Annotated in this window: 16 protein-coding genes; 12 read left to right on the top strand and 4 right to left on the bottom strand. The window is 42.5% G+C overall.

Features of this window, described 5'->3' with window-relative positions; genetic code table 11:
- The first annotated feature begins 124 nt into the window (after nucleotides 1-124).
- The 3 genes from ABWT76_RS30110 (at nucleotide 125) to ABWT76_RS30100 (ending at nucleotide 10,106) form a co-directional block, all read left to right on the top strand.
- Nucleotides 125-1,345 carry a BMP family protein gene (locus ABWT76_RS30110; protein WP_082349033.1) on the top strand — a complete coding sequence of 407 codons (1,221 nt, stop codon included), beginning with the start codon at nucleotides 125-127 and terminating at the stop codon, nucleotides 1,343-1,345.
- A gap of 554 nt (nucleotides 1,346-1,899) precedes the next feature.
- On the top strand, nucleotides 1,900-5,355 hold the full coding sequence (locus ABWT76_RS30105) for an Eco57I restriction-modification methylase domain-containing protein (RefSeq protein WP_354635412.1): 3,456 nt from the start codon (nucleotides 1,900-1,902) through the stop codon (nucleotides 5,353-5,355).
- A 1,439-nt stretch (nucleotides 5,356-6,794) separates the two neighbouring features.
- On the top strand, nucleotides 6,795-10,106 hold the full coding sequence (locus ABWT76_RS30100) for a helicase-related protein (RefSeq protein WP_354635411.1): 3,312 nt from the start codon (nucleotides 6,795-6,797) through the stop codon (nucleotides 10,104-10,106).
- Nucleotides 10,107-10,226: 120 nt separating this feature from the next.
- On the opposite strand, the gene ABWT76_RS30095 is transcribed toward ABWT76_RS30100, so the two are convergent.
- Complete coding sequence (locus tag ABWT76_RS30095) at nucleotides 10,227-12,095, bottom strand: DUF3352 domain-containing protein (protein ID WP_354635410.1); 1,869 nt, start codon at nucleotides 12,093-12,095, stop codon at nucleotides 10,227-10,229.
- 99 nt (nucleotides 12,096-12,194) lie between these two features.
- Entirely contained in the window at nucleotides 12,195-14,549 is a 2,355-nt protein-coding gene (locus ABWT76_RS30090; protein ID WP_190880835.1) for a protein kinase, read from the bottom strand.
- A gap of 410 nt (nucleotides 14,550-14,959) precedes the next feature.
- On the opposite strand from ABWT76_RS30090, the gene ABWT76_RS30085 reads away from it, so the two are divergent.
- Nucleotides 14,960-16,204, top strand: a complete 1,245-nt coding sequence (locus ABWT76_RS30085) for a helix-turn-helix domain-containing protein (protein WP_354635409.1) — start codon at nucleotides 14,960-14,962, stop codon at nucleotides 16,202-16,204.
- A gap of 526 nt (nucleotides 16,205-16,730) precedes the next feature.
- Complete coding sequence (locus ABWT76_RS30080; protein WP_054470188.1) at nucleotides 16,731-17,078, top strand: GAF domain-containing protein; 348 nt, start codon at nucleotides 16,731-16,733, stop codon at nucleotides 17,076-17,078.
- A 183-nt stretch (nucleotides 17,079-17,261) separates the two neighbouring features.
- Here ABWT76_RS30080 and ABWT76_RS30075 read toward each other — a convergent pair whose 3' ends face one another.
- Nucleotides 17,262-18,329 (bottom strand): transposase, encoded by a 1,068-nt coding sequence (locus ABWT76_RS30075; protein ID WP_354635408.1) that lies wholly within the window; start codon nucleotides 18,327-18,329, stop codon nucleotides 17,262-17,264.
- A gap of 746 nt (nucleotides 18,330-19,075) precedes the next feature.
- On the opposite strand from ABWT76_RS30075, the gene ABWT76_RS30070 reads away from it, so the two are divergent.
- The 7 genes from ABWT76_RS30070 to groES all read left to right on the top strand — a co-directional run bounded on the left by ABWT76_RS30070 (nucleotide 19,076) and on the right by groES (nucleotide 22,047).
- Nucleotides 19,076-19,489: a GAF domain-containing protein gene (locus ABWT76_RS30070; RefSeq protein WP_054470060.1), complete on the top strand. Its 414-nt coding sequence runs from the start codon at nucleotides 19,076-19,078 to the stop codon at nucleotides 19,487-19,489.
- Between the two features lie 120 nt (nucleotides 19,490-19,609).
- Complete coding sequence (locus ABWT76_RS30065; RefSeq protein WP_354635406.1) at nucleotides 19,610-20,014, top strand: GAF domain-containing protein; 405 nt, start codon at nucleotides 19,610-19,612, stop codon at nucleotides 20,012-20,014.
- Nucleotides 19,945-20,235, top strand: a complete 291-nt coding sequence (locus tag ABWT76_RS30060) for a GAF domain-containing protein (protein WP_354635405.1) — start codon at nucleotides 19,945-19,947, stop codon at nucleotides 20,233-20,235. The genes ABWT76_RS30065 and ABWT76_RS30060 overlap by 70 nt, the downstream gene beginning before the upstream one ends.
- Before the next feature lie 114 nt (nucleotides 20,236-20,349).
- The gene (locus ABWT76_RS30055) at nucleotides 20,350-20,544 is read left to right on the top strand and encodes a hypothetical protein (RefSeq protein ID WP_190880864.1); all 195 of its coding nucleotides are present in this window, start codon (nucleotides 20,350-20,352) and stop codon (nucleotides 20,542-20,544) included.
- Nucleotides 20,545-20,645: 101 nt separating this feature from the next.
- Nucleotides 20,646-20,960: a sensor histidine kinase gene (locus tag ABWT76_RS30050; protein ID WP_054470063.1), complete on the top strand. Its 315-nt coding sequence runs from the start codon at nucleotides 20,646-20,648 to the stop codon at nucleotides 20,958-20,960.
- Between the two features lie 36 nt (nucleotides 20,961-20,996).
- A complete protein-coding gene (locus ABWT76_RS30045) occupies nucleotides 20,997-21,230 on the top strand; it encodes a sensor histidine kinase (RefSeq protein ID WP_054470064.1) in 234 nt (77 codons plus the stop codon).
- A gap of 508 nt (nucleotides 21,231-21,738) precedes the next feature.
- On the top strand, nucleotides 21,739-22,047 hold the full coding sequence (gene groES, locus ABWT76_RS30040) for a co-chaperone GroES (protein ID WP_054470065.1): 309 nt from the start codon (nucleotides 21,739-21,741) through the stop codon (nucleotides 22,045-22,047).
- Between the two features lie 255 nt (nucleotides 22,048-22,302).
- Here groES and ABWT76_RS30035 read toward each other — a convergent pair whose 3' ends face one another.
- Nucleotides 22,303-23,901, bottom strand: coding sequence for an NAD(P)H-quinone oxidoreductase subunit N (locus ABWT76_RS30035; RefSeq protein WP_054470066.1), 1,599 nt, complete (start codon nucleotides 23,899-23,901; stop codon nucleotides 22,303-22,305).
- Between the last annotated feature and the right edge of the window lie 185 nt (nucleotides 23,902-24,086).

The following is a 24,086-nucleotide window of genomic DNA, read 5'->3' as shown; positions in this document are numbered from 1 at the left end:
GGTTGTTGGTTATTAGCTACTTAACAATGACTAGCTAATAACTAATCATAAATCATAACAGCCGCTGGCCAATGAAACAGCCTGTGACTATTTTATGTTTAAAATAAAACGTCAGGATTTTACTATGAAAAATAAATTGCCAACCAGAAAAGCGATCGCCCGAACTCGTCTCGTCTCCCTGAGTGCGATCGCGGGGTTATTCCTGTTCACCGCTTGTCAACCGGCCCCGAATGCCACCTCGGATCAATTTACCGTGGGGATGGTTTTAGTCGGGCCACACAATGACGCGGGGTGGAACCAGTCCAACTATGAGGGAGTGCAGACCGTTGCCGCAAAAGTTCCTCAAGTGAAATTTCAATATGTGGATAAAGTTAATCCCGGTGATCGGCCCAACGTGAAAGCATCCCAAGTCGCCGATGATTTAATTGATTCTGGGGCAAAAATGATTATTTTCAACTCCGATGACTTTAAAGATGATGCCCTGGAAACCGCGAAAAAATATCCCGAAATTCCGGTGATTCATATCTCTGGGGATGCTGCCTGGAAAGAAGGGAAAAATTATCAAGCAATTCCCAACTTAGGTAATATTATGGGGCGGATGGAATATGGCAAAATGATGGCCGGATGTGCCGCCGCCCTGGGGACGGAAACCGGCAAAATTGGCTATCTTGGCCCATTAATTAATGATGAAACTCGCCGCTATGCCGCGTCTGCTTATTTAGGGGCTAAATATTGTTGGCAAAACTATCGGCAAAAAGACCCGCAAGATTTAACTTTTAAAGTTACCTGGATTGGTTTTTGGTTTAATATTCCGGGGAAAACTTTAGACCCGACAAAAGTTGCCGATGACTTTTATAATAGTGGCTTTGATGTGGTCATGTCTGGCATTGACACCCCCGAAGCGGCTGTGCAAGGAAAAAAAGCCGCCGCAGCGGGCAAAAAAGTCAAATATGTTCACTATGATTATATCAAAGGCTGTGAAATTGCCCCAGATATTTGCTTAGGACTTCCTTATTATAACTGGGCAGTTCCTTATCAGGAAGCGGTGAAAAAAGCTATGTCTGGTGAATATACCAGTGAATTTGTTTTAGCTGGTCCAGATTGGGCAAATATTAATAGCCCAGAAACCAGTGCGATTGGTTTTATTGCCGGTCAAGCTTTGGGCGATCGCGCCTCATTTCTCAATCAATTTACTCAAGGATTGGGAGATGGCAGCATCCAGCTATTTAAAGGGCCATTAAACTTTCAAGATGGCAGCGTTTTCTTGAAAGCAAATGAAGTAGCCACCGACCAACAAATCTGGTATTTACCAAAATTATTAGAAGGCATGAAAGGGGCGAATTAGTAGCAGAGGAACCCGCCATCGGCAGAGGAGAAAGTGAATAGTGAATAGTGAATAGTGAATAGTGATATTTCTTTTGTAGGGGCTATATGGCCATTCGCCTCTACAATATTGCACTGGCCCGCTCGTGGTTTAGTAATCTGAAAACCGCTGTAAAAGCATTTCAGTCGGTTAAAACCGACTTTAGCTATTAGCCAGGGATTTTATTTAATCCCTGGCGCTGGCGGTTTTTCTTGCATCATTTTCAACCAGCCTTTGTGTAACCCTGCGATCCGTCGGGGATTAAAATCCCCGCCTCATAGCGCAAGTCGGTTAAAACCGACTAATTATGTTTGGTAGGGGTCAACGGCCGTTGACCCGTACAGAATTCTAGTCGGTTAAAACCGACTTTAGCTATTAGCCAGGGATTTTAATCCCTGGCGGTTTTTTTGGAACAAAATTATTAAGATTTAATTAAATTAATGGCAATGGGGATCAAAATAGTTTACTATTATTAAATAGCACTTTTTTATCAGACTAACGCTAACTTTTTTTATCTAAAATATCAATAATTACTTATGAACCAACGTATTCTAAAAATTGATGACCTCCGTGATTTAACCAGTCCGGATAAAATTGCTAAGATTTTTCAGCAATTAGGTTACACCGCTTCAGCGGAACCAATTGATATAAAAAGTTTAGAATTATCCCCTCGCAGTGAAGAAGCGATCGCGGGTGGTTATTTGATTGCTGACCAAGACCGAGGTGGTTTGCAAGTAATATTATTTGAGTTAAAACCAGAGGCTTGGATTTCCCCATCGATCGCCAGTGGTCGGATGAAAGCGATCGCCTCTCAGTTGGGCAAAAGACCCTCGGAATTTTTGTTATTAGCCACAAAAGACTATAACCAGTTGATGTTAGTCAACCCTCGCAAGTTTTTTGATGAAAAAAGTAATTTACAGGCAAGTATTCGCAAGTTATTAATCGACCGCCAAAATCCCACCGCTTATGATTTAGACCGCTTAGAAGCGATCGCGGTTCGGGGTCGTTCTGCCCGAGAACTGTACCAAGCACAATGTGAAGCTTTTGATGTTGAGAAACTCACCAAAGGATTTTATCAAGAATATCAGAAATTATTTCACCGAGTATTAGAGGCGATTTCCTCTCATAATCCTCACCCCTATTTTGCCGATAGAGACCGGCTTTCTCAGTTTACCCAAAGGTTATTGGGGCGGATTATGTTCTTGTATTTTCTCCAGAAAAAGGGCTTTTTGGCAGGCGATCGCCAATTCCTGAAAACGATGTATGGCAAAGGCAAAAGTGCTTATCAAGCGGAAAATACCGATTATTATACCGAAATTTTAGAGCCATTATTTTTTGACACCTTAAACCAGCAACGAGAAAATCATCAATCCCCCTGGGGGCAAATTCCCTATTTAAATGGGGGACTATTTGACCGGGATTATGGGGAAAATATTCAAGATGGGGCTGGTCGTGAAACCCCGGAATTAATTACATTGCCCAATCGGATTTTTGACCCCGGTAATTCTGACAGCATTTTAGGATTTTTCAATAGCTATAACTTCACGGTGGCAGAAAATGTTACTGGGGATGAAGATGTAGCGGTTGACCCAGAAATGTTGGGGAAAGTATTTGAAAATATGTTAGCCGCAGAGGAACGGGGTAAGTCGGGAACCTTCTATACTCCTCGTGGAATTGTTCAGTTTATCTGTGCGGAAGTGTTAGGGCGATATTTGGCAGATACCACGGGAATTAGTTTAGAAACGGCGCAAAAATTGGTGCATTATGACCCAGATATTTCCGACAAAGATTTGAATGAATTAATTTCGCCCCAAGATGCGAAAAGTCTCAAAAAAGCCCTGATGAATTTAAAAGTTCTTGACCCTGCGGTGGGTTCTGGGGCGTTTCCTTTGGGGATGATGCAGTTAATCTTAAATGTGCGGCAAGCTGTAGCCCGTCGAGAAGGGATGACCGTCCAGCGAGGCAGTTTGGCAATATCAGAATGGAAGCGAGAAATTATTGCTAATAATCTTTATGGGGTGGATATTAAACCAGAGGCGATCGAGATTGCTAAACTGCGGATGTGGTTATCTTTGGTGGTGGATATTCCCACTATAGAAAATGTGGAAGCTTTGCCGAATTTAGATTATAAGTTGATGTGTGGAGATTCGCTGATTTCTAAGATTAATGGGCAAACGATTATTCCTATACCGGGGCAATCGGAACAGTTAGCTTTCGCTTTTGAGATGACGGAATTGGATAAGGCGATCGCGGATTTGTTGAAATTAGAAAAACAATATTTTCATGTGTCTTCTCAGGAACGGCAAGATTTACGCTTACAAATTATGGAGGCGGAAAAACGAGTTTTTGTCGGGGCGATCGCCGACCAACGCCATTTTATTTTAGCACAACAAAAGCAGTTAGAACTAGAAATTAAGGAATTCGATAAACCTAGCAAACAGCAGTTACAAGAACGGGAACAGTTAGCCGCCCGGTTAGCAGGATTAGATGACTTTGAAGCCCAGGTAAAAAGGGGCGATCGCTCTTTAAATTTCTTTCAATATTATCTGCATTTTCGCGATGTTTTTGAACAGAAAGGAGGGTTTGATATTGTCATTGGCAATCCCCCCTATGTGCGACAAGAGCAAATTAAGGAAATTAAGCCCGCTTTAAAAGAGGAATATGACTGTTATACGGGAGTGGCGGATTTATATGTTTATTTTTATGAACAAGGATTTCGCTTACTCAAGGAAAAAGGTTATCTCAGTTTTATCACCTCTAATAAATATTTTCGGGCAGGGTATGGGGAAAAACTCCGCAAATATCTAGGGACAAAATCCACCATTGAAGTAATGATTGATTTTGGCGATGCTAATGTCTTTGAGGCGATCGCTTATCCTAGTATTATTGTAGTCAAAAAAGAAGATCCCCCCCAGCCCCCCTTAAAAAGGGGGGAGAAATCCCAACCAGACTCTTCAGCCCCCCTTATTAAGCGGGGTTTGGGGGGATCAAATCCAGACTCTTCAGCCCCCCTTATTAAGGGGGGTTTGGGGGGATCTCATCAAGTTTCTGTATTGACCTGGCAAGAAGGGCAGGAGTTAGAAGACTTTGTTTCCGTTTATCAAAAAAATGCTTTTTCTCTCGATCAAACCGAATTAAAACCCGATGGTTGGCGGTTAGAATCCTCAAAAGTTTTACGCTTATTGGATAAGTTAAGAAATGCCGGAACTCCTCTCGGTGAATATGTCAATGGTCGTTTTTACTATGGAATTAAAACAGGTTTCAATGAAGCCTTTGTCGTCGATCGCGAAACGCGGGATAGATTAATTGCCGAACATCCTTCATCCGCTGAAGTTCTCAAGCCATTTCTCCGAGGTCGAGATGTAAAAAGATGGTCTGTGGACTTTGCTGAACAATATTTAATTAAGATCGAATCCTCAGAAAATAAAGAACATCCTTGGAGTGGCAAATCAGAAAAAGAAGCTGAAAATATTTTCGCTAAAACTTATCCGGCAATTTCTCAAAGATTTAATCAGTATCGAGAACAACTCATTAAACGTTGTGACCAGGGAAAATATTTCTGGGAGTTAAGGTCTTGTCAGTATTGGGATGAATTTGAAAAACCGAAAATATTCTATCAAGAAATTGCAACTTATCAAGCATTTGCTTGGGATGATTATCACTTTTATTCTAATAACAAAACTTTTCTGATTCCCAATGCAAGTAAATATCTAGTCGCTTTACTAAATTCAAAAGTAGTTTGGTTTTTCCTAAGTTATATAACATCTAAGTTACAAGGTGATGCTTATGCAATGCAAACCACATATGTCTCACAAATTCCCATCCCGAAACCCAGTGAAGCCGACAAACAAGCCATAGAAGAATTAGTAGAAAAATGCCTAGCCGCGAAAGGAGTCGGAGTCGATCGCTGGGAGGCAGAAATAGACGACAGAGTAGCCCACCTGTATAAGCTGACTGCTGATGACATGACGATTATTAAAGGAGACGGATAACATGAGAAAAAATTATAAATTTTGAGACAGAATGTAGGGGCAAAGCATTCGGGCAACAATTTCTGGAAAAAAACGCCAAATTTAATATCCGAATGCTTTGCCCCTACAAAAATCAAAATTTAGGGCCTTGTAGGGGCAAAGCATTCGGGCAACAATTTCTGGAAAAAAACGCCAAATTTAATATCCGAATGCTTTGCCCTAATCCACAGGGCAAAGCATTCGGCCGAAATGTTAACTGTGATAATCAGGAATTAATCACCGAATGCTTTGCCCCTACAAAAATCAAAATTTAGGGCGTTGTAGGGGCAAAGCATTCGGGCAACAATTTCTGGAAAAAAACGCCAAATTTAATATCCGAATGCTTTGCCCTAATCCACAGGGCAAAGCATTCGGCCGAAATGTTAACTGTGATAATCAGGAGTTAATCACCGAATGCTTTGCCCCTACAAAAATCAAAATTTAGGGCGTTGTAGGGGCAAAGCATTCGGGCAACAATTTCTGGAAAAAAACGCCAAATTTAATATCCGAATGCTTTGCCCTAATCCACAGGGCAAAGCATTCGGCCGAAATGTTAACTGTGATAATCAGGAATTAATCACCGAATGCTTTGCCCCTACAAAAATCAAAATTTAGGGCGTTGTAGGGGCAAAGCATTCGGGCAACAATTTCTGGAAAAAAACGCCAAATTTAATATCCGAATGCTTTGCCCTAATCCACAGGGCAAAGCATTCGGCCGAAATGTTAACTGTGATAATCAGGAATTAATCGCCGAATGCTTTGCCCCTACAAAAATCAAAATTTAGGGCGTTGTAGGGGCAAAGCATTCGGGCAACAATTTCTGGAAAAAAACGCCAAATTTAATATCCGAATGCTTTGCCCTAATCCACAGGGCAAAGCATTCGGCCGAAATGTTAACTGTGATAATCAGGAATTAATCACCGAATGCTTTGCCCCTACAAAAATCAAAATTTAGGGCGTTGTAGGGGCAAAGCATTCGGGCAACAATTTCTGGAAAAAAACGCCAAATTTAATATCCGAATGCTTTGCCCTAATCTACAGGGCAAAGCATTCGGGCGAAATGTTAACTGTGATAATCAGGAATTAATCGCCGAATGCTTTGCCCCTACAAAAATCAAAATTTAGGGCGTTGTAGGGGCAAAGCATTCGGGCAACAATTTCTGGAAAAAAACGCCAAATTTAATATCCGAATGCTTTGCCCTAATCCACAGGGCAAAGCATTCGGCCGAAATGTTAACTGTGATAATCAGGAATTAATCACCGAATCCTTTGCCCCTACAAAAATCAAAATTAAATTAGGTTTGTAGGGGCAAAGCATTCGGGCAACAATTTCTGGAAAAAAACGTCAAATTTAATATCCGAATGCTTTCCCCTTATTCCACAGGGCAAAATGTTAACTGTTATAATGAGCCAAATATCCCATGAAAATCCATGACTATATCGATAACTCAGAAAACCGAACCCTGCAAGCAACCCTGATGCAAATTATTGAACAGGAAAACCAAAAAGTGCTGGATATTGCTACGGGATTTTTCCGCATTGAAGCCTGGTTTCGCCTGGAAAAATCCATGCAGCAACTTGAATCATTGCGGTTACTTATTGGTCGTGACCCTAGCATCCGCCCCGCAGAAAAAGACCATATTAATTTACTTGAATATTTTCAGCGAGAAATCCAAAATCAAGTAGAACACCAAGCATTTAACGTTGAGTATAAAAACCAAATTACCCGGTTAATCGAATACTTAGAAAAAGAATCCGTAGAAGTGCGACTTTTTGGCGCATTGGGCAACAAATCTCTATTCCTCCATGCCAAAGCCTATATTTTTGACCACTATAGTATCGTCGGTTCCAGTAACTTCACCCCCTCCGGTCTGCTGGGAAATACGGAACTGAATATTGTGAATAAAATAGAAGCGATCGCCCGTGACCTGAGAGAAAACTGGTTTGAAAAATTCTGGGATCACCCCAGCGTAGACACGGAGTATAAAACCAAACTAATTGATATCCTCAACGCTTCCAAATTTGGCAGTAAACCTTACACTCCCTATCAAATTTTTATCAAAGCTTTATATGAACAATTCAAAGATGACACCCTCCTCGAAGGTAGTCAGCAAACCGGCTTAAATCTAGCCAATTTTCAACAAGAAGGCTTTGAAAGGGCAATCAAACTCCTAGAAAAACATGGGGGATGTATGGTTGCGGATGCTGTGGGTTTAGGCAAAACTTTTATTGGTTTGCGAGTCATAGAACATTACTTAATCAAATTGCGGAGACCGGGTAAAATACCCCGCGCCCTAGTGATTTGTCCAGCCCAATTGCGGGATTTAGTTTGGCGTAAAAAAATGGATGATTTTAACATCAAAGCGGATATTATTTCCCATGAAGAACTGAGTAGACAAAACTTTAACCTGCGACGTTTCCGTAACCATGATTTAATCGTAGTCGATGAATCCCACAGCTTTAGAAATAGTGCCACCCAACGCTATCAAAATCTGCAAAAACTTTTAACCAGCGGCAACCAAGACAGCAAGATATTATTGCTCACCGCTACGCCGATTAATAATAGTATTTATGACCTATATCACCAAATCTCTCTGCTGACCAAAAATAACGATTTAAAATATCAAAATCGGGGCATGGGAAATTTGACCAGCTATTTTAAAGACCTGAAAGAAGGCAAAGCGGAAATTACCGATTTACTCATGGAAACAATGGTACGTCGTACCCGACAAGATGTAATTAAACGTCAACAAGCGGGGGAAGAAATTGTCATTGCCGGACAAGTGATTAAATTCCCCAAACGGCAATTAGAAAAATTTACTTATAACTTTGAGGAAAATTTTGCCGGACTCTATGAGGCGATCGCTGATAAAATTGATCGCCTCAACCTTGCCCCTTACAACATCAAATCTTTCAAGAAAAAACGGGTAAAAGATGATGAAGATGAGGTGAAACGAAATAAAGCCCTAGTCTATCTACAAAAAGCCCTCTATTTGAAGCGGTTTGAAAGTTCCCTAGTTGCCTTTGCCAACACCCTGCAAAATCAACATAATTTTCAAACAAAGTTCTATGAAACTCTCACTCAAGAAGGAAAATTGCTGGATAGTGTTAACTTTAGAAAGCTGATTCTTGCCTTAGAAAGCGAAGATGATGAAGAGTCTGTCACCACTATTCTGGAAAACTTAGAAGCGATCGCCATTAAAGACTATGACATTAAAGAACTGCGATCGCAAATAGAAACAGACCTCGCAGCCCTAAATAGCATTTTAACAATCATTGACAAAATCAAAACATCGGTGGAAACATCCCAAACTGCCCAAGAGGGCGATCGGAAACTACAAGCCTTCAAACGACTATTAATAAACCTCAAAGGTCAAAAAATCTTAGTCTTTAGTTACTTTAAAGACACTGCCAACTATCTCCATGAACAACTAACCAAAGACAAAACATGGTTAACCCAAATGTCTCATCATGGCAAAACCCCAAAAATTGACCTAATTACTGGTGACTCTTCCGGTCAACAACGGGCAGCGAAAGTGCGACACTTTGCCCCCAAAGCTAACGCCCAAGATGAAGAAGAATTAGCATATTGCCAAGCAAACCCTATTGATATTTTAATCTGTACTGATGTTCTCAGTGAAGGGCAAAATTTACAAGATGCCGGGATTTTAGTTAACTATGATTTACACTGGAATCCAGTCAGAATGATTCAAAGGGCGGGACGAATTGACCGTTTAGGCACGGATTTTGCTACTCTATATATTTATAATTGCTTTCCCGAAGCCGGACTAGAAAAACTACTCAATTTGGTCAAACGTTTACAACAAAGAATTGCCACTATTGACCGAGAAGTCGGTTTAGATGCCTCCGTTTTGGGGGAAAGCATTTCCGAACGTTCTTTGGATGAATTAGTGCGCCTTAAACAAGCGGATACGGTGGCGGAAAAACGCGCTATTCTGGAAGAATTAGAACAAGCAGCAGAACTAATTTCTCTTGACGAAATGCGCTTTCCTCTGCTACAATATCTCCAGAAATTTGCTAAAGAAGAACTAGAAGATATTCCCCTAGGAATTCATAGCACCTATCATTTTAATATTCCCGAACCTAATTTTAAAGATGGGGGAATTTTCTTGGCTTTTCGGGTAGGCGATCGCCACTTTTGGCAATGTTATCCCCGCATCAACGGCGCCATTAGTACCGACCCTCAAAACATGGTTCATAGTCTTCGCAAAATCTATGGTTGGATTCAATGTGAAGAAACCGACTTTCCCCCACCAGAAACATTGCCCCCGGTCAAATTTGATGCGGCGGTTTTTGCGATTTTTCAGGGCGCGGTCAACAATATCCTCAACGCATTAAAAAAAGATCAAGCCACCGCCAAAATTACCCCCAAGCTGACCAAATATCCTCAACTAATTTACCATCTGCTTACTCAGCCCAATGACTCTATAGAAGATGTAGCAGCAAGCGATCGCATTTTGCAAGTGATTAAAACCTTAAACTTGAAAAGCTACAACAAAGAACTGAAAAATTTCTGGCTAGAATACACGGTGACGAAAAATATTCAGCAGTTAATCATTAGCTTAGATGACTTATTTGTCGAAAATGAATATTATGTCAACTTAGAAGCCAAATTAGAACCAAAAGAACCCACTCAAGAAACAATGGCTAACAATGTCACGGAAAAAGATATTCAGTTAATTTGTTATGAATGGATTAAACCTGGGGGTTGAGAAACCGGGTTCAGAAACCCAGAAACCGGGTTCAGAAACCCAGCCCAGAAACCGGGTTTCTTAATTTAAGTTTTGATACTTAGACAGAAGTTAAGACAGAAACCCGGTTTCGACCCTGGTCTATTCCCCCTTAGTCTTTAATAAAATATTGCCCCGTTGATAACCTGATTCTGGTTCATAAGCACTAAAAGTTAGAGAACCCAAATTATCAAAAATGGGGTTTCCGGCAATTTCTAAGAGTTGCAAAATGGGAAACTCTCGCTTTAACAACTTTTCGGCGTTTTGCCAATTCAGATATATATAACCGTAGTTGGGCGACCTTAAAGCCGCGATCGCATCACTAAAGCTTTCTTGTTGCAATATAGACTCAGAATTTGCCGCATTATTCGCCGCATTTAAAGCCGATTGCAAGGTATTAATCGACGAGGCAAAAATCTCATAATTGCCTACGGTAGTATGCAATCCTTGGACTTTGGCTTTGAGGCTTAAATTTCCCCCTGCTTCGACCTTGGCAGCGGTTAATTTTGTCCAAGCAGAAAGGGGCAGATCCTCGAATGTCACCGACCCAGTAGTGTAACCTTCTTGACGGGCGATCGCATCTAAATGAGCAATTCCCGCTTCGGTATTTTCTCCCTTTTCCGCCACAAAAATCCAATCAGCCCAATTAGGATTTTGAACCGGAGTATTTGTGCCAATTAAACCTAGGGCATATTCTCCAGTCACCCAGGAAAAAATATCTTCCGGTAGATTAACTTTCCAACTACTTTCTAACTTGGTTAAGGGCGGATTAACCAAAGCGGAAATCACCCCCTCTTTGGCCAAAGTAGGTGCAAATTTTGCCCAAAAATCCGGCAAATTTGAGCCAGAAGCTAAAATATCCACTGATGCGGGAATATATTTTAATGCCCCAACGGGAGCACGCAAAGGCGATGTTTCCGATGTTTCATTTGTTGCCGTAAGCTCGATTAAATTTCCCGCCACTTGTGCCACTAATCCTTGTTTTTTCAGTTCCAAAGAAATAGCCAAATGTTCGTAAATTTCCGGGCTTTCTAAGTCCAGTTCCTGGTCAAAGTTTTCTGGGGTTAAATCGGGGTTTGAACCTGAAGGTCGATCGCTTAACCAGGCTAAAAATTGCGGCATATTAATAAAGGTTAAGCCAATTTGGGGATTTTTTTGGTTATTTTGTTGGCTATTTTTAATTAGGGGCGCGATCGCTGCTTGATAGGGGGGATAACCCTCTAAATTTAGCCCTCCTGCTTGCACATTATTAATCGCTTCTCGCAGCACTTTCGGGTGATTGCCAAATAAGACAAAGCGATCGCCCACCACCGCTGAAGCCCAATCCCCAGATAAAGGCTTAATTCCCCCGGCTAAAGGAATCAATTCTGAGGCATTAAAACCATTACTATAAATTAATTGTACCCCGGCATAATCTTCTAAAACTAACTCATGGCCAACCAGGGGCTTATTTTCCCAAAAATGAGTAAGAAACTCCCGACTTGCTTGCGGATCTTTCGTAGCGATCGCCACCAAATAACCCGGTTGTGAGCCATTAATCGGGTCGCGATCGATATCTGAAGTCGTCATGGCCAAAGTAATTTCATTACCCAACCAAGGTTGAATATCGGTGCTATAATTAACCTGAGTTGGCGCCAATAAACTTTCTTTGACTTGTTGTAATTGGCGACTAATTTGCGGGGTATTCTTGCTGGCGGCAGTCTGCTGGACAAACTCTTCTAATTGGTCAGGATTTACCAACAAAGAGGCCATAAACGGGGCTTGTTTCGGCACAAAAATACTGGCTTCTGGGCTAACTTTTCCCTCATCACCAAATAGGGTATGGCCAAATAGGGTATGAAGATCGCTAGGGCTACCTCCGGAAACCCCACAGCTTGCCAGTTCTAATACCAAAACAATCGCCGCAAAAATAGTAAAAAAGTTAAATTTTTTCTGTGGTTTCATCAATTTGATGTGATCTTTACTGAGCATTTTCTTGATTGGGCGAAGCCCACGATCATATTCCTAGGGTGGGCATTGCCCACCCTACTATGGAAGATTGTATTCGTAGGGTGGGCATTGCCCACCCTACTATGGAAGCCGATCAATCGAGAGAACTCGCCAAACTTTTATTGTATTGTCTTCGCTGCCACTGGTGAGCATTTGGCCATCGGCACTAAGTTTCAGGGAATGCACCGTATCCGTATGACCCGTTAATACTTGCAACCGTTCTCCGGTCGTGGCATCCCACACTTTAATCAGGCTATCCAGGGCGCCGCCCCCAGTAATCACCGTTCGTCCATCTCGACCAAAGGCGATCGCCCGCACCGCATCAGAATGTGCTTTTACCGCTAACAGCAGTTCACCCGTATTCAGATCCCAGAGATTAAACGTACCATCGTCAGTGCCACTGGCAATTTTTTGCCCATCCGGACTAATAGCCAAAGCGCGGAGTTGTTCCCTAGGACGCTGTAAAGTGCGTAAGATCGTGCCGTTGGCCAAATTCCAGATATGAATTGTGCCGTCACTGCTGCCACTGACCAAAATCGGCTGCGACTTAGAATAGGCGATCGCCAACACCGGCTGACTATGACCATACAACTGCTGCCGCTTCACCCCTTTGGGAAAACCAGTCACATCATTTTCCACATCCCACAAGGTAATCGTCCCATCTTGCGACCCACTAGCCAGAGTTTTACTATCGGGACTAAACGCCAAAGAAATCACCCAAGAAGAAAGACTCTCAATGGTGTGTAACCAATAACCCGTACTGACTTCCCAAAGATTAATCTTGCCGTCACCCCCGGCACTCCCCAGCATTTTGCCATCAGGACTGGTGGTGACAACCCAAACCTGCTGGGAATGGGCTAGTAAAGTATGCAGCAGAGTTCCTGTAGCGACTTCCCAAAGTTTCACGGTTTTATCCACGCTGCCACTGACCAAAACTTTAGCGTCTGGGCTGAGATCCACGGTATTGACTGCCCAAACATGGCCGGTGAGAGTATTAGTCAGGACAAAATCTTTTCCGGGGACTGTGGGATTTTTCTCCAATGGCTTAGAAAGCACCGTCTCCAAGGGTAAAGCTTCTACGGGACTAGATGCGATCGTATTTTCCACCGCAGGACTTGCCGAAGATGAGGGAGAGGCAGAAAGTAGATACTGTAAATCCAACTCATTCAGTAGTTGTAAAGCGGTGACTGGCACTGTTAAAGCGATCACGCCCATCAATAATTTGGGCGCATATTGGCGAAAAGTGCGGTGACGACTGCGCCGATGACTTCTGCGGTGGTGGTGTTTATGGGTCGTGGCATAAGGAATGACCCAAGATGGCATCAAATTCTGGGATAGCTGTGGGAATGGGGAAGGGGTCTGGGAGGGGTATTGTAATGACCCGATCGCCCCTGGTGTCGCTTGTGTCCCTGATGCTGATGTAGGCGATCGCCTTTGACGGTGGCGCCAAGATTGTCGAGAATATCCCCCAGAGTGCAAAGTGGAACGAATTTCTTGCAACCGCTGCAAAATCAGATAAGTATTTTGGGGTCGGTTGCCGGGAAACGGGGCCATCATATAATCCAGCAAATCCACCAACGGGGGGAAAATATGCTCCACCGGCGATCGCCACTGTAACTCCCCAGTCCGCGAATCTTCGGGAAAAACATTCGGTTCTTTGCCCGTCAACAAATAGACAAAAGTCCGGGCTAAAGCATAAAAATCAGACTGGGGCACCGCCTTACCATTCGCTTGTTCTGGGGGGGTATAACCGGGAGAAATAATTCCCGTCACCTGAGAACCACCCCCGGCCACCTTAGCCAAATAAGTCCCAGAAACTTGTCGGGCACTGCCAAAATCAATTAACGCCAACTGACCCACCGGACTCGGCCAGCTATTTTCCGCATCATTATCTGAGGAATCAAAACGCCGCATAATATTCGACGGCTTAATATCCCGGTGAAAATAATTCTGTTGATGGACTTGTTGGAGAATTTCTACCAGTTGGATTAACCACTCAACGGTTTGGGTTTCGGTAATCGGACAATGGTCGCGATCGCTCATCCACTGTTCCAGATTTTCTCCGGCAATAAACTCCATCACCAAACAATGCAACTCAAAGTCTTGGTTTCTCCCGGTAAAAATAAAATAACCGTCCGGTTCCACCAGGGGAATTCCCGGATGATGTAACCGCTGGAGCACCGCCGCTTCCCGCTGAAACAGTTCGATCGCCTTGCGATTCTTGGAACTGAGTACCTTGAGCACCTTAACCTGGGGCGTCCCCGCTTGCTCATCGAGTACCTTATAGGTTGTGCCAAAACCCCCCTCTCCCAAAAGACCTTGGACACGATAACGCCCTTGCAACTGCAAAACCGATCCACAATGTCGGCAAATGCGGTGATGCTCATGCAGTGGATCCGTAGGATTGGGACATTTAGGATTTAGGCAGTAACTCACGACCAGTACATCCAGAGTGAAGGGAACAAATTAAATATTGACATAGCCAAATCCATCACGGCAAATCACGGCAAACCTGGAACTGTAAACCTAGAACTGTAAACCTAGAACTGCAAATCCCAAGACCCGATAATTTTACCGAACAGACCAAGCAAATTGCCCTTTTGTTCCGGAATGAGGACGTAGACCCCTGAAAGAAACCGAATAAACCATTAAAACTTATTTGAAAATACAGAATCTCAAGATCCAGAAAAAATGACTTGAATTTTCACCAGCGTTAAACTGATGAATGGGTCTGCATCCGATTAATGCGTTAATTATATTCTTCATCAGTTATCTACCATCATCAGAACACTCATCATCAGAACACTCATCATATTTTGAGGAAAACCCCTCTGGAGGCAGCAACCATGCATTCAACCCAATCAACTTATATTTTTTCATCAACGATTAGTCTAAATCTTATGATATCCTTGGTCACGGAAATTGAAGCGGAAGTTTATGCCAGTCCAATTTACTGTCATGCTTTAGCCACATTAGAGAAAAAATCCCAAAAAAGAAATACAGATTCTCTGCTGAAAAAAGTTACTCGTTCCGTGATTAGAGTTGCCTTTCAACGATTTCTAACTATCCCAGAATTTCATAGACAATCCTTAACTACACAACCCGGTGAACTCTCAAACCCATCGCTAAACAACCCTGAAACCGCACAAATGACTTCAGATAATCTCAATTCTGTCAAGGTTGAATCCCCGGTTGAATCCACTATTGAATCCCCGGTTGAATCCACTATTGAATCCCCGGTTGAATCCACTATTGAATCCCCGGTTGAATCCACTATTGAATCCCCGGTTGAATCCCCGGTTGAAGAAACTCAAGCACTACTGGATCCAGCATCGCCTCAAGTTGCTGATGCGATCGCTGAATCACCGGAATTAAAGCGGAAAACTAAGTTGCATGATTTTCTAGAAGAAGCCAAGGAATTGGGGACAAAAATAACTCATTATTTAGAGAATATTAGTGAAGGCAATTCAGTAAATCATCAAAAAATAGATGCAAAAAGTCTTAAAATTGATTTGCAACAAGCACAGCAACAACGTTTACAAGACATTGGCCGTCAAATTAGGGCAGCGCGTTTAGCAAAATCCATCAGTATTGCCCAGCTAAATGTAAAAACTGCGATTCTCAGTAGTAAAATTGAAGCGATAGAAAATGGCTGTTTAGAGAAACTACCGGAACCCATTTACCTGCAAGGGTATATCCGTCGTCTGGGTCAGGCAGTGGGTTTAGATGGCGATCGCCTCGCCAATTATTTTCTCAATACCCCTCCCCATCCCGGTGGAAATATCAATATAAAAATACCGGGCAATTCCCACTCATATAGAGAGCAGACTCAGCCAAAAATTTACTTAAATTATATGCACCTTATATGGGTCTATATATCATTAATTGCTAGTGCATTTGGAATGCTTCATTTTATTGACAATCAAAGCGATGCTTCCACAAATTTACCAGAAGACAAACAAAAAAACATGGAATATTTACCTATCAACCCTAACCCAGAAAAATGTCAGCAAAAATCTAGTCCTGAATTAATCGCCCCAGAAAAAAACATCACCGCTAATTTAAGTATTTCTCCCCCGGAAACTTTATGAAGCTTAATTTTAGTCAAAACCGGAAAAAACGGAAAAAACCGAAAAACATTAAAGTTATCTGACACCTGATTCAACATGGGAGTATCAAAGCTGCATTTTAAATAATGATAATGATCGCCGGGCGATCGCCGGGCGATATCCTCTCAGGGCAATTCAACGGGATTGATGAATAAATTATTGCTAAGTTAATTGGTAAGTTATTGCTAATTTTTTATTAAAAATTACTTAGTAAATTGTATTTGTCTCTTCGACTTTGCTTAGACCCGCCAACAGGTCAATCAGAAGTCGAAGGGATTTTAGTTTTTATCTCATGCCAGATATTTGGGAAAGTTCCTTGGCGAAAACATTGGCGAAAACATTGGCGAAAACATTGGCGGAAACATTGGCGGAAACATCTTTAGGGAAAGGGTATTATAGCAAAATACCAGAAACAATAGACCCATGTAGAGATTTTAAAGGAAATTGATTCATGCTTAAGAATTTCTATCATAAGATTTTAGTTAATCAAACTTAATCAAACACCGCCATGTCAGCCAATTTAAGCCCTGAAGCGCAAGAGAAAGCAAATTCAGTTAACACCGATGACCGGAAAGTCCCAGGGATTCAACAAGAATTAAACCAGCAAAAAGCGTTAGCCAGAGCGATCGCCCGCATTCGTCAATCCCTGGATTTAGGCGTCATCTTCACCACCACCGCTAAGGAAGTGCGGCAACTACTCAAGTGCGATCGCGTCGCCGTCTTTTGCTTGGATCCGCAAAGAAACTGGGAGGGAGAATTTGTTTCGGAAGATGTGGGGGAAAATTGGCCATCCGCTTTGGGGGGAAAGAGAAAAGCCGGCTTATCCCCAGAAAATTGTTGCCCGAATTATCGATAAAATTCGCCAGCTATTAGATATCGAGAAATTTTTGCGATCGCCACCGCCGAAGTCCGACAACTCCTCCAACTCCTCAACGCCGACCGGGTGGCCATTTATCAATTTTTACCGGACTGGACGGTCACCTTTGTCGCTGAATCAATGGCGGAAGGCTGTGTACCGATACTTTTTTGCTAACATTTGCTAACAAACACATAAGTTGAGATACTCTCTCAACCAAGGCGTATCAACCAATGCACGAAGAAAGATCCCTCGCGCACCATTTAAATCCCTGTCCATCTTTAATTGGGTGGAATTCGATTTAATCGTTTTTGCCCCACCCAAATTATTGATAATTTCACCGGTCCATGACACCGTTTTAGAAGTGTAGGCTTCGTTGCAATCAATCACAATTTTGTGGTTTTCCCAAGCCTTCCATTTCAGAAATTGCTTAAACTCATAATGACTTAGAGTTAGCATAAGCCTGACAGATTTGTTTCTTTTACGTCTTGACTTAGAAACCATCTGTGATGTTTCAAATGTTGGGTGGAAAATCACATCAAAGTTTTCTACTAAAAATCTAGCTGTCTTATAATGCAATTCCTTGACTAAGTTCTTGATTTTACAACCAAGTCTACTCGCGGCTTTTTTGAGATTTCTTTTCTGTTTACACTTGGCTTTTGATAGTCGAGACACTAATTTGTCTAATTTGAAACACAATTTCTGAATGTGTAAGTTAGAATCTTTGCCTAGCCAACCAAAAGATGTTTCCGAAAAAAATGTCATAAACGTGCGGACACCAGGAGCTAAGGCAACAACTCTCCCTTGATTCTCGGAATTTAGTTGTTGCACTTCTGTCGAGATAGTCAAGTAATACTCACCGTAAGTTAGTGTTAATCGACCATCGCTAAAATTCTCGGGTAGTGACTCTTTGAATTTACCCTTTCCCAATATACTGTGGTAAATCCCACAATCTTTAATCGCTGATTTAGGTATATAGATTGATTGCTTTACGTCTTTACGACTCCGAAATTTGCATTGACGAATCTTGCCATCTGCCTTAAACCCTTGTTTAGCGGCTTTAACGGCTAAACAAGCATCTTTGATGGCGATTGATTTAATTTGATAAGGAACAGGTTTAGCCCATTCAGGTAATCCATTCAAGATTCCTGTTTTAATCGCCATCCAGTTAGCTTTTGTATCGGGCTGCTGCAAATATTTAATGGTTTCGTTGTAGACAAATCTACTAACTCCGAACCATTGTTTAAGCAATTTTTTTTGTTCTGGGTTTAGATAGATTCGGAGCTTCCTTGATTTTCTTACTGTAGCTTCTGAATCCGTGTATCCGACAATAAAAGACGTGAGGGATGGAGAGAATATCGGCTGTGAGTTGGGCTTCTGGACATTTTACAGAGTTTTCTTAAACCACGATGCCTCTACCGTTTTGTTGTGCCATAAACTCGAATAATTCAAATCCTTTTCGACACAATCTGTCACGACAGGCAAAAATAACTGTGAGCTAATCGCCTCGCATAAGTCTGACCAGTAACCAAAGCAACCCTTTGCGTTTGAAATTAAGCCCCGATCTAAAGCCGATATCTCGGATAATTTCTGCGTCTGGGTAGATTGATTACATATAGGCAACTTGTCTGTCGAGGTGAGATCGTTGTTTTGTTGAACTAACTCGGCAGTAGCAAGCCGTGGTAGCTCCAACTGTATCCCGCACCGATGATTCGACATCATAGAGTTTTTGGTAGGCGGTGTTTTTGATGTTTTTGATCTTCTTTTCATCAGCGTTTTTTCGCTCCGGTTTTGGGATGTACACCCAGAAATTCGACCGCTTTCCTGAGTGGTATGTATGCCATCTCCTGAAAGCATACATGAGCATCTGTTAACAAAACTTACACTGTTGAATAACCCTTAGTGGGAACATTGCCCATCATTGAAGACACCCACTTACAAGAAACCAAAGGGGGCAGATATGCCAACAATGAGAAGCCGTTGATGACATCTACCAAGTGGGTCATGCGGATTGCCAGATTCAACTCTTAGAACAATTTCAAGCCAAAGCTTATGTAATTGTCCCCTTATTTCAGGGAGAAAACCTCTGGGGATTGTTAGCCGCTTATCAAAACTCTGCCCCCCGACATTGGCAAGAAGATGAAATCGATTTACTCCCTCAAATTGGCTCACAATTGACCCTAGCCCTGCAACAATTAGAGTACCTCAAACAAGTGCAAGCCCAATCGGCACAATTAGCCAAAGCCGCTGAACGGGAAAGAATGATCGAACGCCAGAAAATTTTAGCGGCCATAGTGGATAAAATTCGGGGGTCATTGGACATTGAAACGATTTTTTGCACCACCACCGAAGAAGTGCAAAAATTGCTGCAAGCTGACCGAGTAATCATCTATCGGTTTAATCCTGATTGAAGTGGGGCTTGTGTTTCCGAGTCCGTCGCCCCAGAATGGATTTCATTATTACATCAACAAGTCGAACCGCCCCGGTTAACGGATAAGATTAGAAATATTAGTGACTCCACCCTGAAATCTTTGGCGAAATTAACCTCAACGGATACTTATTTACAAAAAACCCAAGGGGGACTTTTTGTCCAAGGACAAGCATTCCGCACTTGTAATAATATCTACCAAGCAGGTTTTACTACTTGCTATTTGCAAGTGATCGAAAGTATGCAGGCGAAAGCTTATGTGATTGTAGGCATTTACCAGGGGACAAAAATCTGGGGATTATTAGCGGCTTATCAAAACTCTGGTTGCCGTGAATGGCAAGAAGAAGAGGTGGAAGTGCTGTCCCAAATTGCCAGTCAGCTTGGGGTGGCATTGCAACAAACAGACTACGAAATCAAGTGCAGAATCAAGCGGCACAATTGGCAAAGGCGGCTGAAAGGCTGCGATCGCTTGCCACCACCATTGACAAAATTCGCCAATCTTTTTTAGATATTAATACAATTTTTCAAACTACCACCCAAGAAGTCCGGCGATTATTAGAAGTCGAACGAGTGGCCATCTATCGCTTTTATCCTGATTGGAGTGGGGAATTTGTCGCCGATTCTATTGTTGATGGTTTCACTACACAACCTGTCAAAACATTTGCGTTTGAACAAGACTGGGTAAAAATTAATCAATCAGGAAAATGTCAATATTCTATAAATAAATAAAACATTTTTGCCAATTTTAAAATAAAAAAATGTTTTTTAGTCGCTTATAAAACCTCGCAAGCGAGTTATTTGCACCATCAATAAATTAACTTATTAGATCAATTGGTGGTACAATTGGGAATTGCTATTCAACAAGCGGAATTGTTGGAACAAACCCGTCGGCAAGCGATCGAACTGACCGAGACTCTCCAGAACTTGCAAAAAACTCAAACCCAAATGATTCAAAGTGAAAAAATGGCTTCTTTGGGGCAGTTGGTCGCGGGGTTTGCCCATGAAATTAATCACCCGATTAATTTCATGGCAATCTAGGTTATATTGGTGATTATGATCAATATTTATTAGAATTGGTACAACTTTATCAATCACATTATCCCGAACCAGCCGCCGAAATATTATAAAAAATAGAAGAGGTGGATCTGAATTTTATTAGTCACGATTTACCAGAAGCCCTCGCTTCGATGAAAACGGGAACGGAACGGATTTGGCAAATTGTGCTCTCATTGCGAACCTTTGCTCGCCATGATGAAGCAGAAATGAAAGCTGTAGATATTCATCAAGGCATTGATAGCACCCTGTTAATTTTGCAGCATCGCCTAAAGTCTGAGGAATGGCGGGAAATTATCGTGGAGAAAAACTACGGATATTTACCCAAGTTAGAATGTCATGGGGCGCAATTAAATCAGGTTTTTATGAATATTATTAGTAACGCAATTGATGCAGTATAAAATGTAGATAATTCCACGCTTTATACTACCACAAAATTGATAAATAATCAAGCGTTGATTCGGATTCGTGATAATGGTTGTGGCATTGCTGAATCCGTCCTACCGCAAATTTTCGATCCGTTTTTTACGACTAAAAGGCTAGGCAAGGGCACCGGGTTAGGTCTTTCGGTTAGCTATCAGATTATTGTCGAAAAAAATCGGGGTAAGCTTGAATGTTCCAGATTGGTTGCCGGAACTGAGTTTAAGATTACTCTGCCAATTAATCAATAATTTGTTGGTTGTTGGGTAGGGATTCTTTGGGTAGGGATTCTTTGGGTAGGGATTCTTTGGTTGTTGTTTGTTGTTTGTTGTTTGTTGTTTGTTGGGTAGGGATTCTTTGGGTAGGGATTCTTTGGGTAGGGATTCTTTGGGTAGGGATTCTTTGGTTCTGCACCCCTGCACCCCTGCACCCCCGCTCCTCCGCGAAGAGTGAATAGTGAATAGTGAATAGTGAATAGTGATATTTCTTTTGTAAGGGCGAATGGCCTGGCCATATAGCCTGACGGATTATGCTTCCCAAGGACGCCCCTACGACTTTTCACTTTTCAATGCATCACTTTTCACTTTCCCCCCCCACACCCCGCACCCCCGCCCCTCCGCACCCCCGCCCCTCCGCACCTCCCCCCAGATTTCCGGTTCGGTAAACCGTACAGTTAAAAAAGTGGCGATCGCGCCTTAATTTAGTAAGATAAATTAGAAAAACTATTGCTCTTTACGATTAAGTTGAAAGGTGAATTTTATGGCCGTTAGCATCAATATTTCCACGGTTCAACCGCTCGGCGATCGCGTATTTGTGAAAATCAGCGCTTCTGAAGAAAAAACCGCCGGAGGAATTCTGTTGCCTGATACCGCCAAAGAGAAACCACAACTCGGAGAAGTCGTCGCGGTGGGTTCTGGAAAAGTTGATAAAAATGGTAAGCGCATTCCCCTTGATGTCAAAATTGGGGATAAAGTTCTCTATTCTAAGTACGCGGGTACTGACATAAAAATGGGCAATGAAGAATATATTTTGTTGACTGAAAGAGATATTTTAGCAACGGTTGCTTAGGCATCAATTAGGCATCAATTAGGCGTCAATTAGGCATCAATTAGGCATCAATTAGGCATCAATTAGCCCAATTAAGGATTCACATCCCGCTTATGATGAATTGGTGAATCGGTGGGCAATGCCCACTCTCACCCCCAAAACAACAAATTACCAAAAATCAAAATGCCTGACGCTTTGAGTCAGGCATTTTTGTTTTTGTGAATTGATTTCTGGTAATTTAATTTATTTTTGGTAATTTATTACCAGTAATCTGCTCTAATTTTTGGCAGATAAAGAGAGAGGAGACTGGGGCAGCAAAGTCGCTACGGATTCAGTTTGAATCGAAGATTGCAACATTTCTGTCCGAGTCACCGAGTCATTGACAAAGGTGAACAAGGGATTAGACAGAATTCCGGCTAAAGATGTGGCCACTAAAGTCAGAATAATTCCCACTTGTAAAGGCCGCATTCCGGGTAAAGTCCAGCGGATTTCGGGATATTTTTTCACGGATTCTGACATTTCCTGGGGTTCTTTAACCACCATCATTTTCACTACTCGAATGTAGTAGTAAATCGAGATGACACTGGTGATTAAACCGACTAAGACTAAGCCATAAAGTCCGGCTTGCCAACCTGCCCAGAAAATGTAGAGTTTACCAAAGAATCCAGCTAAGGGAGGAATCCCGCCTAAAGACAGTAAGCAAATACTTAATGCCAGGGTGAGCAAAGGGTCTTTTTGATAGAGTCCAGCGTACTCACTAATTTGGTCAGTACCCGTTTGTAGAGTGAACAGGATTAAGCAAGTGAATGCCCCTAGGTTCATAAACAGGTAAACCAGCAAGTAGAAGACCATGCTGGCATAACCGGCGTCGGTATTGGCGACTAAACCAATCATCACAAATCCGGCTTGACCGATGGAAGAATAGGCCAGCATCCGTTTGAGGCTGGTTTGAGCGATCGCCACCGCATTGCCCAAAATCATACTGAGAATGGCTAAAGCAGTGAAGACAAAATGCCATTGTTCGCTGACCAAGGGGAATGCAATTACCAGCAGACGAATGGCGAGGGCAAATCCAGCAGCTTTGGAACCGACGGACAAAAATGCGACCACGGGTGTGGGCGAACCTTCATAAACGTCTGGAGTCCATTGGTGGAAAGGCACCGCCGAAATTTTAAAGGAAATCCCGGCGATCGCAAATACCAAAGCAATGAGCAACGTAATCGACTCTCCCGTGTTGCCTTTGGCTAAACCAGCGGCGATCGCTTCCAGGTTGGTTTCGCCACCGGACAAGCCATAAAGCAAGGAGGTGCCATAGAGGAAAACCGCCGATGCCGAAGCGCCAATCAGCAAATATTTTAAAGCCGCTTCGTTGGAACGAGGATCCCGTTTCATGTATCCCGTTAACAGATAAGAGGAGATACTCAGGGTTTCCAAGGAGATAAAGATCATCACCAGTTCATTGGCAGCACAGAGGAACATTGCCCCAATGGTGGCGGTGAGTAAAATCATAATAAACTCCGCCAAAGCGGTGCCTGATTCATTCACATAGCGAATGGACATCAGAATTGTCACCGCCGTGGATAAAGCAATGATGCCTCTAAAGACGACACTGAGGGCATCGCCATTAAAAGCCCCTAAAAAGGCTGTGGGAGTGGTACTATCCCATTGATAGTACAGGGCGACCTCCGTGGCCAATAAACCGGCGATCGCGATATAAGGAATCCAGGAGCGCGAGGCGTTGCTAGTCTCATTAAAAGGAGAAGACCGCCCGACAATGAGATCCGCGATCGCTACCACAACGAGGGTGACAATGACAATTCCCTCTGGCAAGATCGCCCCGGTATTCAATTCGGCAGCAAGATTAGCAAAGTCCATAGTCTGTAAATTAGGTGGAACTGTCTTTAGGTAGCCTTGAGCGTTGTCAGTTCGAGCATATGAACTGCGATTCGCTGAAGCGATAGCTTCGCTTCATGCGCCCAACGGCATCCAATCAGACTGTTAAAAATACTTTACATTGGATTTTGGCGGTGAAATCATTGAATTTTTCCCTGGATTTCGGT

Source organism: Planktothricoides raciborskii GIHE-MW2 (assembly GCF_040564635.1).
Classification (GTDB): domain Bacteria; phylum Cyanobacteriota; class Cyanobacteriia; order Cyanobacteriales; family Laspinemataceae; genus Planktothricoides; species Planktothricoides raciborskii.
The sequence above is the reverse complement of the archived record's forward strand: the minus strand, read 5'-3'. Positions and strand labels throughout refer to the sequence as shown.

What these genes read in the sequence shown, in the direction of transcription:
- ABWT76_RS30085 (WP_354635409.1), top strand. Translation starts at nt 14,960, where the DNA reads ATGCATTCAACCCAATCAACTTATATTTTTTCATCAACGATTAGTCTA.
- ABWT76_RS30105 (WP_354635412.1), top strand. Translation starts at nt 1,900, where the DNA reads ATGAACCAACGTATTCTAAAAATTGATGACCTCCGTGATTTAACCAGT.
- groES (WP_054470065.1), top strand. Translation starts at nt 21,739, where the DNA reads ATGGCCGTTAGCATCAATATTTCCACGGTTCAACCGCTCGGCGATCGC.
- ABWT76_RS30100 (WP_354635411.1), top strand. Translation starts at nt 6,795, where the DNA reads ATGAAAATCCATGACTATATCGATAACTCAGAAAACCGAACCCTGCAA.
- ABWT76_RS30080 (WP_054470188.1), top strand. Translation starts at nt 16,731, where the DNA reads ATGTCAGCCAATTTAAGCCCTGAAGCGCAAGAGAAAGCAAATTCAGTT.
- ABWT76_RS30095 (WP_354635410.1), bottom strand. Translation starts at nt 12,095, where the DNA reads ATGCTCAGTAAAGATCACATCAAATTGATGAAACCACAGAAAAAATTT.
- ABWT76_RS30035 (WP_054470066.1), bottom strand. Translation starts at nt 23,901, where the DNA reads ATGGACTTTGCTAATCTTGCTGCCGAATTGAATACCGGGGCGATCTTG.
- ABWT76_RS30110 (WP_082349033.1), top strand. Translation starts at nt 125, where the DNA reads ATGAAAAATAAATTGCCAACCAGAAAAGCGATCGCCCGAACTCGTCTC.